Genomic DNA, 14,476 nt, shown 5'->3' with positions numbered 1-14,476 from the left:
CCACTGTCGAGTCCGCATAGATTGCACGCGACACGCCACCGAAGCGTGCAATCTCTGCGGACTCGATGGTGGGGCGTGGGGGCGAGACCGGGGTCAGCGCAGGTCGGACTCGATCGTGGCGGCGGCGTCGCGGAGGCGCGCTCCGATCGCGGCGACGTCGACGTCGTTGGCCACGTAGACGACCGCGAGGGAGGCCACCGGCTGCCCGGGCGCCTGCACCGGCACGGCGACGGAGGCGAGGCCGACGATCACCTCGTCGTGGCTGGTGGCATAGCCGCGTTCGCGGGCGCGGGCCGCGTCATCCCGCGGATGCTCGCCCGGCAGCGCACGCCACTGCTCCTCGGTGAGCACCGATTGGATGGCGATGCCGGGAGCTCCCGAGGCCAGTGGATGGCGCGTGCCGGGACGCTGCGCCACCGTCGCGTGCGCGTGCGACGGCTCCACGGCCACCAGCGTGACGACATCGTGCCGGTCGAGGACCGCGAGGAACGCCGTCATCGACAGCTCGTTCGCGATCGCCGTGAGCTGCGGGAGCGCCGCCGACTGCAGGTCGCGCGACACCGAGCGGGCGAGTGTCGCCATCCTGGGTCCGAGCTCGGCTGCACCGGCAGCGTCGCGCACGACCAGCCCATGGTCTTCGAGGGTGCGCAGGATCCGGTACGCGATCGACCGGTGCAGGCCCAACCGCGCCGCGATGACGGGGATGCTGAGCGGTTCGCCGGCTTCCGCGAGCAGTTCCAGCATCCGGATCCCGCGGGACAGCGTCTGGAGAGTCGCCGCCGGCGCGGCCGCCGGCGCGGCCGCCGGCGCGGAGCCGTCATCAGTCGGAGTCACGTGTTCGACTATAGAACGACCGTGGACTCAGCCCGGCGGTCTGCCCTGCGCAGATTCGCGAGGGGCAGAAGCCGCAGACAACACCGGTCCCGTGATCGCACACTGGCCGCATGGACACCGACAAGACCTCCCCCGTGCAACGGCTGCTCGACGAGCGGATCGTGTTCCTCGGCAGCGAAGTGACCGACGAGGTCGCCAACGACATCTGCGCCCAGCTGCTCCTGCTGGATTCGATCGCTCCGGATCGCGACATCTTCCTCTACATCAACTCCCCGGGCGGATCGGTCACGGCCGGGTTCGCCATCTTCGACACGATGAACTTCGTCAAGGCCGACGTGGCCACCCTCGCGCTCGGCTTCGCCGCCTCCATGGGGCAGTTCCTGCTTTCGTCCGGCAAGCCGGGCAAGCGCTACGCCCTCCCGAACGCCTCCATCGTCATGCACCAACCGCACGGCGGCTTCGGCGGAACGTCCGCGGACATCCAGACGCAGGCGAAGCAGATCCTGCACTTCAAACGCCGGATGGCGGAGCTGACCAGCGCGCAGACCGGCAAGCCGGTGGAGCAGATCATCGAGGACGGCGACCGGGACCGCTGGTTCACGGCGGACGAAGCGTGCGTCTACGGGTTCGTGGATCAGGTGGTCGGGTCGACCGCGGCGCTGTCGCGCTGAGGGGCTCCGTGTACGGTTTCTCAGGGCACGCGAGCGGCTGACCGTCCGCAGCGGACACCGGCGGGCTCTACTCTCGTCTGACACCGGTGGGACTGGCCCGCCTCCTAGCTCGGAGACAGTGATGACGAAGACACCCGCGCCCGCCCGCACGGCGAAGCATCCCATCCCGCACCTGCGCCCGCGCGTGCTGCTGAAGCGTGCCGACCTCGACGCCGTGCATCCCACAGTGCTGGCCGAGGCGGAGCACCGGGCCGGGAGCATCCAGTTGCGCATCGCCGACGCGATCACGGCGTTCGCGGGGTCGATGTGGTTCGTCTACCTCCACGTCCTGCTGTTCATCGTGTGGATGCTGACGTTCGAGACCTCGCCGTGGCCGACGCTGACCCTCATCGTCTCGCTGGAGGCGATCTTCCTCTCCACCTTCGTGATGATCGGCCAGAACCGGCAGGCGTCGTTCCAGCAGGCGAAAGCCGACCGCGACTACCAGAACCAGGAGGCGCTCCTGAAGGAGAACACCGAGCTCACCCGGACGATCCACGCCCTGACGCAGGAGATCCACGCGCGCGTGCTCGCCGACGCATCGGGCCAGCAGAGGGCCGGATCGCCGGAGGCTTCCGCCTCCTAGGCGGAACACAACCCTGTTGGCGCCCCCGGTGGGACCTGCGCCCGCGGTCAGCTCTCGCGCGCCGACTGCACGGCGCGCAGGTCGCTCAGCGCCCGCTCGGTCTCGCGGTCGACCCGGCCGCCGCGGGCGAGGATCGCCGCCGGCAGCCAGTCGCTCAGGACGAAGCGGCGCCGACGCACCGGCTCCCCACCGTTCGTGACGGCCGGATGGGCCACCCAGCCGTGCTCCATTCCTTGTGTCCATGTCATGTTCGCCATGACCCTCACGTTACGGGCGCAAAGATTCGGACACGAGATGGCATCAGGTCTATCTTCGCAAAGATTCGGCCAGTACACTGATGCCCATGATCCGATCCGTCGCGGTCCCCCTGATCGACGACTTCGCCATGTTCGAATTCGGCGTCGTCTGCGAGGTGTTCGGCCTCGACCGCAGCTATGCAGGCCTGGAGCCGTTCGACTTCCGGGTGTGCTCCCTCCACCCCGGGGACCCCGTTCCGAGTCCGATCGGGGTGACGGTCACAGCGCAGTACGGCCTCGAGGCGATGGACGACGCCGACCTGATCGCGGTGCCGGCCGCCACCGTGCGCGACGAGTACCCGCAGGAGCTCTTGGATGCGCTCCGCCGCGCGTACGACCGCGGCGCGATCCTGCTCAGCGTCTGCTCCGGCGCCTTCGCCCTCGGCGAGGCGGGGCTGCTCGACGGCCGCGACTGCACGACGCACTGGCGCTTCGCCGACGCGCTCCAGCGCCGCTTCCCCAAGGCCCGGGTCGACCCCGACGTGCTCTTCGTCGACGACGGCCGCATCATCACGAGCGCCGGAACCTCAGCGGGGATCGACGCCAGCCTGCACCTCGTCCGCCGGGAACTCGGCAGTGCCGTCGCCAACACCATCGCGCGCAACATGGTCGTCCCGCCGCAGCGCGACGGGGGCCAGCGCCAGTACATCGACAAGCCCGTCTCCGACTGCGAGGACGACACCTTCAGCGAGCTCCTGGACCAGCTCACGGACCGCCTCGACGAGCCGCACAGCGTCAGCAGCATGGCCGACCGCGTCCACATGTCGACGCGCAGCTTCTCGCGCCGCTTCGTCGCGGAGACCGGAGTGCCGCCGATGCAGTGGCTGACGACCCAGCGCATCCTGCACGCCCGCCTGCTGCTGGAGACGACGGACCTCCCGATCGACGAGGTCGCGCGCCAGTGCGGCTTCGGCAGCGCGACCCTCCTGCGCCACCACTTCGACTCCGAGGTGGGCGTGCCGCCGACCCGCTACCGCGCTGCCTTCGCGCGGGCGTGACCGCGCGGGGCGAGGTCGTCGCCCCGGTAGTGGCGGAGCAGCCGCCGGTTGCGCAGCCCGACCTGTCCGCACAGCCCGACGGTGACGAGCCCGCAGACGATGACGCCCCAGGCCCGAGGATTCTCACCCTGGGTCGGGATGGCCACGGCGAGCGCGATCGTCGCCACCAGCGCGAGGGCGGCCAGCGCGAAGCCGATGCCCGCCCTTCGCCAGGCCCTCACCCGATCCGCCCGGTCTCCCATGCACCGGAAAGTACTCCGCGCGGCCGCTCGACGTAAGGGATCGCGCCGCTACGCGCCCTCGCGGCGACGGGACTCCCGCGACGGCACGGCGCACGCCCGCGGACGCGACGAAGCCCCCGCCACAGAGGCGGGGGCTCGGGTCGGGCGCATCACTCCTTGAAGGCGTCCTTGATCTTCTCGCCGGCCTGCTTCACGTCGGCCTTGGTCTGGTCGCCCTTGCCTTCTGCCTCGAGGCGCTCGTCGCCGGTGGCCTTGCCTGCGGCCTCCTTCGCGTCGCCTCCGAGCTTCTCGCCCGCGTTCTCGATCTTGTCGTCGAGTCCCATTGAGGTCCCCTTTCCTTGCTCCGGTTCGACAACGACGGTCCCACCCGTCCCGTCGAACGTCTACCCCCGACGGATCGCCTGAGAAATCAAGCCGGGATCCGCGGAATCGAGACATGGATCGGCGACCTGGAGTATCCGTGACGGATTTCAAGCCCTACACGAGCACTGCATTCCTCCCGCAGAATGAACCGGTGAGCACCTACCGTCTGCAGATCAGCCCGTCCTTCACCCTGCGAGACGCGACGCAGGTGCTCGATCACATTCAGCGACTCGGTGCGGACTGGGTCTATCTGTCACCGCTGCTCGAGGCCGAACCCGGTTCGATGCACGGGTACGACGTGGTCGACCACAGCCGCGTCGACGCCTCCCGGGGCGGCCCGGAAGCCCTGCACGACTTCTCCGAGGCGGCCCATCGCCGGGGACTGAAGGTGCTGGTCGACATCGTCCCCAACCACATGGGCGTGGCCACCCCCGCCGTGAACGCCTGGTGGTGGGATGTGCTCACGCACGGAGAGGACTCCCGCTACGCGTCCCACTTCGACATCGACTGGGAGTTCGGGCGCGGGCGCCTGCGCCTGCCGGTCCTGGGCGACGGACCGGATGAGGAGGACGCCCTGCGCATCGAGGACGGCGAGCTCCGCTATTACGATCACCGCTTCCCGATCGCCCCCGGCACCGAGGGCGGCACCCCGCGCGAGGTGCACGCCCGGCAGCACTACGAGCTCATGTCGTGGCGCCGCGCGGACGCCGAGCTGAACTACCGCCGCTTCTTCGCCGTCACCACCCTCGCCGGACTCCGCGTCGAGGACCAGCAGGCCTTCGACGACACCCACCGCGAGATCGGGCGCTGGCTGCGCGAGGGCCTGGCGGATGGGCTCCGCGTCGACCATCCGGACGGCTTGCGGGATCCCGGCGGCTACCTCGACCGCCTCCGCGCTCTCGCCGGGCGCGCGCCGATCTGGGTGGAGAAGATCCTCGAGGGCGACGAGCGGATGCCGGCCTGGCCGGTGCAGGGCACGACCGGGTACGACGCCCTGGGGATCGTCGACCGCGTCTTCGTCGACCCGTCCGGCGAGGGACCGCTGACGGAGCTGGCCGCCGAGGTGGATGTGCGCGCCGAGAACCAGGACTGGGCCGAGCTGGTGCACCGCCGCAAGCGCGCCGTGGCCGACGGCATCCTGCGCTCGGAGGTGCTCCGCGTGGTGCGGGAGCTGGGTGCCGCGGGCGCCGACGACGACGCGGACGGCAGCGATCCCGGGCGCACGGCCGACGCCGTCGCCGAGCTGGCCGCCTGGTTCCTCGTCTACCGCAGCTACCTCCCGTTCGGCGCCGGTCACCTGGACGAGGCACTGGAGGCCGCCCGCGACTCCCGTCCGGACCTCGCCGCAGAGTTCGACGACATCGCCGGCCGCCTCGGCCCCCGGTTCGAGCAGACCACCGGCGCGATCATGGCGAAGGGGGTCGAGGACAACGCCTTCTACCGCTTCACCCGCCTGGTCTCGCTGACCGAGGTGGGCGGCGATCCCTCCGAGTTCGCCGTCTCTCCGGAGGAGTTCCACCGCCGGCAGGCCGACCGCCAGCGACGTCTTCCCGAGTCGATGACCGTCCTCTCCACCCACGACACCAAGCGCGGCGAGGACACGCGGGCGCGCATCCACGTGCTCGCAGAGCTGCCGGAACGCTGGGAGCGGTTCCTGCGGATCGTGCGCGACCGTGTCGGCTTCGGCGACGGGTCGCTCGAGAGCCTGCTGTGGCAGTCGGTCCTCGGCGCCTGGCCGGCGTCTCGCGAGCGCCTCCAGGCCTACGCGCTGAAGGCCGCACGCGAGGCCGGCGCCTCGACGAGCTGGACCGACCCCGACGAAGGGTTCGAGGCGGCCATGGCAGCGGCGATCGATGCGGCTTTCGACGATGTGCGCGTCCGCGCGGAGGTGGAGGCGCTGGCGGCCGTGATCGAGGCGCCGGGCGCGAGCAACGGCCTCGGCGCCAAGCTGCTGCAGCTCATGGCCCCCGGCATCCCGGACGTGTATCAAGGTTCCGAGCGCTGGGAGCGGTCGCTGGTGGACCCCGACAATCGTCGTCCTGTCGAGTTCGACGCCGCCGCCGGCCTGCTCGCGCACCTCGACGAGGGATGGCTCCCCGACGTGGACTCGTCGGGCGCGGCCAAGGTGCTGGTCACCGCCCGTGCGCTCCGTCTGCGCCGCGACCGGCCGGAGCTCTTCACGACCTACCGCCCGGTCTACGCGGAGGGCTCGCGCGCCGGGCACCTGGTCGGCTTCGACCGGGGCGGCGCCATCGCGCTCGCCACGCGGCTGCCCGTCGGGCTGTCCGCCGACGGCGGGTGGGCCGACACCAGCGTCGACCTCGGAGAGGACCTTCTGCGCGACGAGCTGACGGGACGCGAGCATCGCGGACGCGTCGCCCTCGCCTCCCTCTTCGACCGCTACCCGGTCGCTCTCCTGGCGGTGGTCCGATGAGCGGGCTCGGCGGCGAGCGCCGGTTCCCGGTCTGGGCGCCGGAGGCGCGGACGGTGGATGTCGTGCTCGGCGGCCTGGGGACCTTCCCGCTCACGCCCGTCCCGGCCTCCGCGGACGCACCGGCCGGCGGCTGGTGGGAGCTCGCCGAGGCGCCGGCCCTCCCCGGCTCTTCCCTGGATTACGGCTTCCTCGTCGACGGAGAGGGTCCGTATCCCGACCCGCGGTCGCTCCGGCAGCCGGACGGCGTGCACCAGCCGAGCCGCGAGTTCGATCCGCGGAGTCACGAGTGGAGGGACGGCGCGTGGGCGGGCCGCGACCTCACCGGCGCGCTCCTCTACGAGCTCCACATCGGGACCTTCACGCCGGAGGGCACCCTGGACGCTGCTGCGGCGCGACTCGACCACCTGGTGCGGCTGGGAGTCGAGGCGGTCGAGCTGCTGCCCGTCAACGCCTTCAACGGCACGCACAACTGGGGATACGACGGCGTGCTCTGGTACGCGGTCCACGAGCCGTACGGCGGCCCGGAGGCGTACCAGCGGTTCGTCGACGCGTGCCATCGACGCGGACTGGCGGTCATCCAGGACGTCGTGTACAACCACCTGGGCCCGAGCGGCAACTACCTGCCGAAGTTCGGGCCCTACCTCGGCCAGGGCGCGAACACCTGGGGCGCCTCCGTCAATCTGGACGGACCGCTGTCGGACGAGGTCCGCCGCTACATCCTCGACAACGCCGAGTACTGGCTGCGTGAGCTCCACGTCGACGGACTGCGACTGGATGCGGTGCACGCCCTGCGGGACACCGGCGCGACCACTCTGCTGGAGGAGCTCGCCGTCCTCGCCGACGAGCTCGCCGGGGAGACCGGGCGCCCGCGCACGCTCATCGCCGAGAGCGACCTCAACGACCCGAAGCTGGTCCGCACCCGCTCCCACCACGGCTTCGGGCTGCACGCGCAGTGGGACGACGATGTGCACCACAGCATCCACTCGGCACTCACCGGAGAGGACGCCGGCTATTACGCCGACTTCGCCGAGCCGGCGGCGCTCGTGAAGGTGTTCCAGCGCGGGTTCTTCCACGACGGCACCTGGTCGAGCTTCCGCGGGCGCCACCACGGCCGCCCGCTCGACCCGGACATCCCGTTCACCCGGCTCGTCGCGTTCAGCCAGGACCACGACCAGATCGGCAACCGCGCCGAGGGCGACCGCCTCACGGCGACCCTCGACCCCGGACGCCTCGCCGTCGCCGCCGCCCTGACGCTGCTCGGCCCGTTCACGCCGATGCTGTTCATGGGCGAGGAGTGGGCGGCGACCACCCCGTGGCAGTTCTTCACCTCCCACCCGGAGCCGGAGCTCGGGAAGGCGACGGCGGAAGGGCGCATCGCGGAGTTCGCCCGGATGGGATGGGACCCCGCCGTCGTCCCCGATCCGCAGGATCCGCAGACCTACCTGCGCTCGAAGCTCGACTGGTCGGAACTGTCCGGACGTGAGAACGCGCGGATGCTGGAGTGGTACCGCGCCCTCGCCGCTCTGCGGCGGACCGTCCCGCGCGACGCGCCGGCGACGGAGGTGGCGTACGAGGCCGGGGTCTTCCGCTTCACGCGCGGCGGCCTCCTCGTGGAGACCAGCCTCTCCGGAACCGGCCTCGGCGCTCCGCCCGCGGACGCGGTCGCCGCCTTCGGCGAGGCCGTCCGCGTCACCCGCATCGCCTCCGCGTGAGGCGCGCCTAACGTCCCGCCTCTCCGCTGTCAATGCCTTTAGGGATGCGGTCCTTCCCCGGTATCGTGGCCCTCTACCCGATCGGAGGCACCGTGCCGCAGCCCTGCCCCCGGCCCCATCGCCGGACCATCCCCAGCGCCCCCGCCTGGCAGAAGACGTCGCGGTGACCGCATCGGTGCCCTACCCGCTCGGGATCACCCTGCAGGACGGGGGCTCGAACGTGGCCGTGTACAGCGAGCACGCCGACCGGGTGATCGTCTCGCTCTTCGACGCCCGCGGCCGGGAGACGCAGACCGTTCTCCCCGAGCGCACCGGGCACGTCTTCCACGGATTCGTCCCGGGACTCGTGCCGGGCACTCGGTACGGGCTACGCGTCAACGGACCGTGGGATCCTGCGAACGGACTCCGCTTCTCCCCGGCGAAGGTCCTCCTGCCGCCTCAGGCGCGGGCCGTCACGGGCTCATGGGACAACTCCCAGGCCGTCTTCGGCCACCAGCTCGGGCGGCCGAGGCGCCGCAGCGACACCAACGGGGCGAGGCACGTCGCGCTCGGCGTCGCCATCGACCGCAAGGAGTTCGACTGGGGCGACCATCAGCGGCCGCGCATCCCTCTCAGCGAGACGATCATCTACGAGCTGCACGTGAAGGGGTTCACGAAGCTGATGGAGTGGGTGCCCGAGGAGTTCCGCGGCACCTACGCCGGCCTCGCGCATCCCGCCGCCGTCGAGTACCTCAAGAACCTCGGGGTCACGACGGTCGAGCTGCTCCCCATCCATCAGTTCGTCCAGGATGCGCACCTCCTCGAGAAGGGACTGCGCAACTACTGGGGCTACAACTCCATCGGCTTCTTCGCTCCGCACAACGAGTACGCCGCGACCGGCGACACCGGCCACCAGGTCGACGAGTTCAAGGGCATGGTGAAGGCGCTGCACGCTGCGGGCATCGAGGTGATCCTCGACGTGGTCTACAACCACACCGCCGAGGGCAACGACCTCGGTCCCACCTACAGTTTCAAGGGCATCGACAACCCGTCGTACTACCGGCTCGTCCCGGGGGACGGCGCCCACTACTTCGACACCACCGGGACGGGCAACAGCTTCAACGTCAGCAACCCGGCCGCCCTTCAGGTGATCATGGACTCGCTGCGCTACTGGGTCGAGGACATGCACATCGACGGCTTCCGCTTCGACCTGGCGACCACCCTGACCCGCCAGGGCGGCGACATGAGTCTGCACAGCGCGTTCCTGACCCTCATCCAGCAGGACCCGACGCTCGCCGAGGTGAAGCTGATCGCCGAGCCGTGGGATGTGGCCGGCTATCAGCTGGGCGGCTTCCCGGCCGACTGGTCGGAGTGGAACGGCAAGTTCCGCGACGACGTGCGCGACTACTGGAGGGGCACGCCCGGCGTGCTGCCGACCCTCTCGCAGCGGGTCCTCGGCAGTCCGGACATCTACGAGGACTCGCGACGCGCCCCGCTCTCCAGCGTCAACTTCATCACCGCCCACGACGGCTTCACCCTCGCCGACCTCACCAGCTACAACGAGAAGCACAACGAGGCGAACGGCGAGGACAACCGCGACGGCGAATCCGACAACCGTTCGAGCAACTACGGCGCCGAAGGCCCGACCGAAGATGAGGGGATCAACGCCTTCCGTACGCGGCAGCGCAAGAACTTCCTCGCCACCGTGCTGCTCTCGGCCGGCGTGCCGATGATCCTCGGCGGCGACGAGATCGGCCGCACCCAGCACGGCAACAACAACGCCTACTGCCAGGACAACGAGATCTCCTGGTTCGACTGGGAGCATGCGGACTGGGAGCTGCACGAGTTCACCTCGAAGCTCATCCACCTGCGGCGCGCCGAGCCGGCCCTGCGCCCGGAGTGGTACCGGCAGGCGCCCGAGGTCGGAGGCTCGGACGTGGTGTGCATCGTCCGCGCCGACGGACAGCCGTTCACCGGCGAGGACTGGTCCGACCCGGAGGGCCGCTCGATCGCCTTCGAGCTGCGGCACGAGCGCTCCGACTCCTTCCTGCTCATGCTCAACGCCGCCGGTAACGGCGTCGAGTTCGTCCTGCCCGACCCGCTGGGAGCCGCCTGGGAGCTGGAGCTCAGCAGCGACCCGGAGCTCGCCCTCAATGACAGCACCAGCGTCATCCTCGGCGAGTCGGCCTTCGCACTCCTGAGATCGAGGAGCACCTGATGCCCGAGTCCACCATCCCGGCGCTGCTCGGCCGCTACCGGCCGCAGCACGTCATCGGCCGCGGCGGAGAGGCCAGCATCTTCCGCGCCACCGACGAGCTCCTCGGCCGCGAGGTCGCCATCAAGCTGTACCGCTCCGCCGGCGAGGAGGAGATGGCGCAGTACCGCACAGAGCAGGCGGCGCTCGCCCGGCTGAGTCACCACGGCATCGTTTCGCTTATCGACGCCGGGATCGACTACTCCTCGCCCAAGGACCCGCGCCCTTTCCTGATCATGGAGCTCGTGTCGGGCACCGACCTGGCGGCGATGCTGGCGAAGCGGGAGCTGACACTCGAGGAGATCGCCGAGATCGCCTACGACGTCTCGGAGGCGCTGGAGTACGTCCACGCCAACGGGGTGGTGCATCGCGACATCAAGCCGTCGAACATCCTGCTCGTCTCGTACGGCACCACGACGTTCCGTGCACGTGCCCGTCTGACCGACTTCGGCATCGCGAGCGGGATCGCCGGTGCCCCGCAGCAGCAGGAGGAGGGGAAGACCACCGGCACGGCCGCCTACCTCAGCCCCGAGCAGGCGATGCGCCAGCCGGCCACCTCAGCGAGCGACATTTACTCGCTCGGACTCGTGCTGCTGGAGTGCTTCACCCGCTCCGTGACGTATCCCGGCACTGCGGTGGAGTCGGCCCTCGCCAGGCTCGAGCACGAGCCGCCCATCCCCGACGACCTGCCCGACGACTGGGGACGCATCCTCCACAGCATGACGGTTTCCGACCCCGCTGCCCGCCCGACCGCGGAGCAACTGACGCCGATGCTCCGCGATGCGGTCATCGCCGCGGCCGGCCTCCAGAAGCGCCCTGCCGACTGAGCCCGGGCCGCCCCACCGTCGTACGCCGGCGAGGGCGTAGGCCGACGGGGTGGGGCGTCAGGCGCCGACGTAGCGGGCGAGGTGCTCGCCGGTGAGGGTGGAGCGCGCGGCGACCAGGTCGGCCGGCGTGCCCTCGAAGACGACGCGGCCGCCGTCGTGGCCGGCGCCGGGACCGAGGTCGACGATCCAGTCGGCGTGGGCCATCACGGCCTGGTGGTGCTCGATGACGATCACCGACTTGCCCGAGTCCACCAACCGGTCGAGCAGCCCGAGGAGCTGCTCGACATCGGCGAGGTGCAGGCCGGTGGTCGGCTCGTCCAGCACGTACACCCCGCCCTTCTCCGCCATGTGCGTCGCCAGCTTCAGCCGCTGGCGCTCCCCGCCCGACAGCGTCGTGAGCGGCTGGCCGATCGTGAGGTAGCCGAGCCCCACATCCACCAGGCGATCGAGGATGGCGTGGGCCGCCGGGAGGCGCGCCTCGCCGCTGCCGAAGAACTCCTCCGCCTCGGACACGGGCATCGCCAGCACTTCGCTGATGTCGCGCCCGCCGAGGGTGTACTCGAGCACGGAGTGGTCGAAGCGCCGCCCCTCGCAGACCTCGCACACGGTGGAGACGCCCGCCATCACGCCGAGGTCGGTGTAGATCACGCCGGCCCCGTTGCAGTTCGGGCAGGCGCCCTCGGAGTTGGCGCTGAACAGGGCCGGCTTCACCCCGTTCGCCTTGGCGAAGGCCTTCCGGATCGGCTCCAGCATCCCGGTGTACGTGGCCGGATTGCTGCGTCGCGAGCCCCGGATCGCGCCCTGGTCCACCGCGACGACCCCCTCGCGGGGCGCGACCGACCCGTGGATCAGCGAGCTCTTGCCCGACCCGGCGACCCCCGTCACCACGACCAGGACCCCGAGCGGGATGTCGACATCCACGTCCTGCAGGTTGTGCTCGGACGCGCCCCGCACCTCCAGCGCACCGCTCGCGGTCCGCACGGTCTCCTTCAGCCGCGCACGGTCGTCCAGATGCCGCCCGGTGAGCGTCCCGCTCGCGCGCAGGCCCTCGATCGTCCCCTCGAAGACGACCTCGCCGCCCGCAGAGCCGGCGTGCGGCCCCAGGTCGACCACATGGTCGGCGATGGCGATCGCCTCCGGCTTGTGCTCGACCACCAGCACCGTGTTGCCCTTGTCGCGCAGCTGCAGCAGCAGCTCGTTCATGCGCTGGATGTCGTGCGGATGCAGGCCGACCGTCGGCTCGTCGAAGACGTACGTGATGTCGGTGAGCGACGACCCGAGGTGGCGGATCATCTTCGTCCGCTGCGCCTCGCCGCCTGACAGCGTCCCGGAGGCACGGTCGAGCGAGAGGTAGCCGAGCCCGATGTCGACGAACGAGTCGAGCAGGTGCTGCAGGTTGGTGAGCAGCGGCGCCACGGACGGCTCGTTCAGCCCGCGCACCCAATCCGAGAGGTCCGTGATCTGCATGGCGCACGCGTCGGCGATGCTGACGCCCGCGATCTTCGAGGATCGCGCACCCTCGCTCAACCGCGTCCCGCCGCATTCCGGACAGGTCGCGAAGGTGACCGCACGCTCGACGAACGCCCGGATGTGCGGCTGCATCGCCTCCACGTCCTTCGACAGCATCGACTTCTGGACCTTCGGGATGAGCCCCTCGAAGGTCAGGTTGATGCCGTTGATCCTCACCTTCGTCGGCTCGCGGTACAGGAAGTCGTTCAGCTCGGTCTCGCTGTAGTCGCGGAGGGGCTTGTCCGGATCGAAGAAGCCCGACTCGCTGAAGATCCGCACCGACCAGCCGTCGGCCGTGTAGCCGGGGACGGTGATGGCGCCCTCGACGAGCGACTTGCTCTCGTCGTACAGCTGGGCGAGGTCGAGGTCCGTGACCGTCCCCATCCCTTCGCAGCGCGGGCACATCCCTCCCGTCTGAGCGAACTCCCGCTTCTCGGTCTTGCCGCCGACCGTGATGGCGCCGCTGCCGGTGAGCGACGGGATGTTGAACGAGAACGCCTGCGGGGAGCCGATGTGCGGCTGCCCGAGCCTGCTGAACAGGATGCGCAGCATCGCATTCGCGTCGGTCACCGTGCCCACGGTCGAGCGCACATTCGCGCCCATCCGTTCCTGGTCGACGATGATCGCGGTGGTCAGTCCCTCGAGGACGTCGACATCGGGCCGCGACAGGGACGGCATGAACCCCTGCACGAACGCGCTGTAGGTCTCGTTGATCATCCGCTGCGACTCGGCCGCGATCGTGGCGAACACCAGCGAGCTCTTGCCCGAACCGGAGACCCCGGTGAACACCGTCAGCCGCCGCTTGGGCAGTTCGACGCTCACATCCTTGAGGTTGTTCTCCCGTGCCCCCTGGACACGGATGAGGTCGTGGCTGTCAGCCGCTGCGGTCATCGTCGATTCCCTCCATCGCGTCCGAACCACGATAGATCAGGAGGCGTCGCCCGGGTGGAGAACCCGGTAGCGGAGCCGCGCGAACTGCCCTATAGCGGTCGCCGACTCCAGGCGGAGCCGATCCGACTCCACCCGGCGCGGGAACAGCGGCGCGCCACCGGCCAGTGCGACCGGAGCGATCGAGACGGCCAGCTCGTCCAGCGCATCCGCGTCGAAGAACTGCCCCGCCAGGTCTCCGCCTCCGACCACCCAGATGTCCCCGTCGCCCGCCGCCTCGCGGATGGCCGGCAGCGCATCGGACACCGGCCCGGAGACGAAGCGGATGTCCGCCCCCTGGGGAACCGGCAGCTCGCGGTGGGTGAACACGAACGCCGGGCGCGTTCCGTGGAACTCCTGCCAGCGCTCCGGGTGCGCCAGGATGTCGGTCTCGCGCAGCACCCACTCGTAGGTCGTGCGCCCCTCCACCATGACGGTCGCCTCCGTGGGAAGCAGCTCCGGATCGGGAACCTCCCCACCCGGCACCGCGAACAACCACGCCAGCGAGTCGTGCTCATCCGCGATCCACCCGTTGAGTGTCGCGGCGGTGTCGAAGACGATTCTCCCCATGCCGGCCAAAGTACCGGCGACCACCGACACAGTGGGAGCATGGGGCGCATGGATGCCGTCGACGCCCTGAACGAGATCGCCTTCTGGCTGGAGCGCGAGCTCGCCCCGAGCTTCAAGGTTCAGGCCTTCCGCCGTGCGGCGGCCACCATCGCCCCGCTGGATCCCGCGGAGCTGGGGAAGCGGGGTGGCGAGGGCAAAATGAAACACAAGAAGGGGAGTGGCGAATGGAACTTCC

13 protein-coding genes and 1 pseudogene are annotated in these 14,476 nt (G+C 70.3%); 8 read left to right on the top strand and 6 right to left on the bottom strand.

Annotation, left to right across the window (positions count from 1 at the left end; all coding sequences use genetic code 11):
- Positions 1-93 precede the first annotated feature (93 nt).
- Positions 94-834 carry an IclR family transcriptional regulator gene (locus tag ACPYOG_RS07480; RefSeq protein WP_481293607.1) on the bottom strand — a complete coding sequence of 247 codons (741 nt, stop codon included), beginning with the start codon at positions 832-834 and terminating at the stop codon, positions 94-96.
- A gap of 110 nt (positions 835-944) precedes the next feature.
- On the opposite strand from ACPYOG_RS07480, the gene ACPYOG_RS07475 reads away from it, so the two are divergent.
- Both ACPYOG_RS07475 and ACPYOG_RS07470 read left to right on the top strand, forming a co-directional pair.
- Positions 945-1,505 carry an ATP-dependent Clp protease proteolytic subunit gene (locus ACPYOG_RS07475; protein ID WP_090035209.1) on the top strand — a complete coding sequence of 187 codons (561 nt, stop codon included), beginning with the start codon at positions 945-947 and terminating at the stop codon, positions 1,503-1,505.
- A 121-nt stretch (positions 1,506-1,626) separates the two neighbouring features.
- Positions 1,627-2,130: a DUF1003 domain-containing protein gene (locus ACPYOG_RS07470; RefSeq protein WP_481293606.1), complete on the top strand. Its 504-nt coding sequence runs from the start codon at positions 1,627-1,629 to the stop codon at positions 2,128-2,130.
- Between the two features lie 47 nt (positions 2,131-2,177).
- Here ACPYOG_RS07470 and ACPYOG_RS07465 read toward each other — a convergent pair whose 3' ends face one another.
- The gene (locus ACPYOG_RS07465) at positions 2,178-2,387 is read right to left on the bottom strand and encodes a hypothetical protein (RefSeq protein WP_481293605.1); all 210 of its coding nucleotides are present in this window, start codon (positions 2,385-2,387) and stop codon (positions 2,178-2,180) included.
- Positions 2,388-2,473: 86 nt separating this feature from the next.
- Between ACPYOG_RS07465 and ACPYOG_RS07460 the strand changes: the two genes are divergently transcribed.
- Entirely contained in the window at positions 2,474-3,424 is a 951-nt protein-coding gene (locus tag ACPYOG_RS07460; RefSeq protein ID WP_481293604.1) for a GlxA family transcriptional regulator, read from the top strand.
- Here ACPYOG_RS07460 and ACPYOG_RS07455 read toward each other — a convergent pair.
- The gene (locus tag ACPYOG_RS07455) at positions 3,397-3,666 is read right to left on the bottom strand and encodes a hypothetical protein (protein ID WP_481293603.1); all 270 of its coding nucleotides are present in this window, start codon (positions 3,664-3,666) and stop codon (positions 3,397-3,399) included. The two genes, ACPYOG_RS07460 and ACPYOG_RS07455, sit on opposite strands and share 28 nt — an antisense overlap.
- A 149-nt stretch (positions 3,667-3,815) precedes the next feature.
- A complete protein-coding gene (locus ACPYOG_RS07450; RefSeq protein ID WP_481293602.1) occupies positions 3,816-3,989 on the bottom strand; it encodes a CsbD family protein in 174 nt (57 codons plus the stop codon).
- A gap of 191 nt (positions 3,990-4,180) precedes the next feature.
- Here ACPYOG_RS07450 and treY point away from each other — a divergent pair, with 191 nt between their 5' ends.
- The 4 genes from treY to ACPYOG_RS07430 all read left to right on the top strand — a co-directional run bounded on the left by treY (position 4,181) and on the right by ACPYOG_RS07430 (position 11,235).
- Complete coding sequence (gene treY, locus ACPYOG_RS07445) at positions 4,181-6,463, top strand: malto-oligosyltrehalose synthase (protein ID WP_481293601.1); 2,283 nt, start codon at positions 4,181-4,183, stop codon at positions 6,461-6,463.
- Positions 6,460-8,175, top strand: coding sequence for a malto-oligosyltrehalose trehalohydrolase (gene treZ, locus ACPYOG_RS07440; RefSeq protein ID WP_481293600.1), 1,716 nt, complete (start codon positions 6,460-6,462; stop codon positions 8,173-8,175). Before treY ends, treZ begins: the two co-directional genes overlap by 4 nt.
- Before the next feature lie 163 nt (positions 8,176-8,338).
- Positions 8,339-10,372 (top strand): glycogen debranching protein GlgX, encoded by a 2,034-nt coding sequence (gene glgX / locus ACPYOG_RS07435; protein WP_481293599.1) that lies wholly within the window; start codon positions 8,339-8,341, stop codon positions 10,370-10,372.
- Positions 10,372-11,235 carry a serine/threonine-protein kinase gene (locus ACPYOG_RS07430; protein ID WP_481293598.1) on the top strand — a complete coding sequence of 288 codons (864 nt, stop codon included), beginning with the start codon at positions 10,372-10,374 and terminating at the stop codon, positions 11,233-11,235. Before glgX ends, ACPYOG_RS07430 begins: the two co-directional genes overlap by 1 nt.
- A gap of 57 nt (positions 11,236-11,292) precedes the next feature.
- Here ACPYOG_RS07430 and ACPYOG_RS07425 read toward each other — a convergent pair whose 3' ends face one another.
- Both ACPYOG_RS07425 and ACPYOG_RS07420 read right to left on the bottom strand, forming a co-directional pair.
- Positions 11,293-13,635, bottom strand: a complete 2,343-nt coding sequence (locus ACPYOG_RS07425) for an ATP-binding cassette domain-containing protein (RefSeq protein WP_481293597.1) — start codon at positions 13,633-13,635, stop codon at positions 11,293-11,295.
- A 36-nt stretch (positions 13,636-13,671) separates the two neighbouring features.
- The gene (locus tag ACPYOG_RS07420) at positions 13,672-14,241 is read right to left on the bottom strand and encodes a dihydrofolate reductase family protein (protein WP_481293596.1); all 570 of its coding nucleotides are present in this window, start codon (positions 14,239-14,241) and stop codon (positions 13,672-13,674) included.
- A gap of 48 nt (positions 14,242-14,289) precedes the next feature.
- Here ACPYOG_RS07420 and ACPYOG_RS07415 point away from each other — a divergent pair.
- A pseudogene (locus ACPYOG_RS07415) lies at positions 14,290-14,476 on the top strand (PHP domain-containing protein); the annotation flags it as partial.

Source organism: Leifsonia sp. HAY1-4F (assembly GCF_056755275.1).
Note: the sequence above shows the minus strand (reverse complement) of the source record. Positions and strands in the feature narration are given on the sequence as shown.

What these genes read in the sequence shown, in the direction of transcription:
- ACPYOG_RS07455 (WP_481293603.1), bottom strand. Translation starts at nt 3,666, where the DNA reads ATGGGAGACCGGGCGGATCGGGTGAGGGCCTGGCGAAGGGCGGGCATC.
- treZ (WP_481293600.1), top strand. Translation starts at nt 6,460, where the DNA reads ATGAGCGGGCTCGGCGGCGAGCGCCGGTTCCCGGTCTGGGCGCCGGAG.
- ACPYOG_RS07470 (WP_481293606.1), top strand. Translation starts at nt 1,627, where the DNA reads ATGACGAAGACACCCGCGCCCGCCCGCACGGCGAAGCATCCCATCCCG.
- ACPYOG_RS07420 (WP_481293596.1), bottom strand. Translation starts at nt 14,241, where the DNA reads ATGGGGAGAATCGTCTTCGACACCGCCGCGACACTCAACGGGTGGATC.
- ACPYOG_RS07425 (WP_481293597.1), bottom strand. Translation starts at nt 13,635, where the DNA reads ATGACCGCAGCGGCTGACAGCCACGACCTCATCCGTGTCCAGGGGGCA.
- ACPYOG_RS07460 (WP_481293604.1), top strand. Translation starts at nt 2,474, where the DNA reads ATGATCCGATCCGTCGCGGTCCCCCTGATCGACGACTTCGCCATGTTC.
- ACPYOG_RS07450 (WP_481293602.1), bottom strand. Translation starts at nt 3,989, where the DNA reads ATGGGACTCGACGACAAGATCGAGAACGCGGGCGAGAAGCTCGGAGGC.
- ACPYOG_RS07430 (WP_481293598.1), top strand. Translation starts at nt 10,372, where the DNA reads ATGCCCGAGTCCACCATCCCGGCGCTGCTCGGCCGCTACCGGCCGCAG.
- ACPYOG_RS07465 (WP_481293605.1), bottom strand. Translation starts at nt 2,387, where the DNA reads ATGGCGAACATGACATGGACACAAGGAATGGAGCACGGCTGGGTGGCC.
- ACPYOG_RS07475 (WP_090035209.1), top strand. Translation starts at nt 945, where the DNA reads ATGGACACCGACAAGACCTCCCCCGTGCAACGGCTGCTCGACGAGCGG.